This is a genomic window from Nonomuraea rhodomycinica (assembly GCF_013363995.1).
GTDB lineage: Bacteria > Actinomycetota > Actinomycetes > Streptosporangiales > Streptosporangiaceae > Nonomuraea > Nonomuraea rhodomycinica.
The window spans coordinates 1-290 of sequence record NZ_JABWGO010000069.1; the positions used below are offsets into that span (position 1 = coordinate 1).

The 290-nt window shown below is 73.4% G+C and carries 1 pseudogene; it reads right to left on the reverse strand.

From position 1 onward, the window contains the following. Positions 1-196: pseudogene (locus HT134_RS44455) on the reverse strand (Asp-tRNA(Asn)/Glu-tRNA(Gln) amidotransferase subunit GatB); the annotation flags it as partial. Positions 197-290 lie beyond the last annotated feature (94 nt).

Sequence of the window (290 nt, forward strand, 5' to 3'; positions counted from 1 at the left end):
GCGCCTCGATCGCCTGGGCGTTGGCCACCGGCAGCGAGCCGGGCAGCGCCAGGCAGGTCGGGCAGACCTGCGTGTTCGGCGGCGCGCCGAACATCGTGCGGCAGCCGCCGAACATCTTCGAGGCGGTGCCCAGCTCGACGTGCGTCTCCAGGCCCAGCACCGGCTCGAACCGGTCGAGCGCCTCGTCGTAGGACATCTTCGTGGTCGTCACCGGGCCGGAGCCTCCTTCAGCAGCGGGCCGCCCCAGCGGCTCTCCAGGGCCTTCTCGACCGCGGCGGCGACGCGGTAGC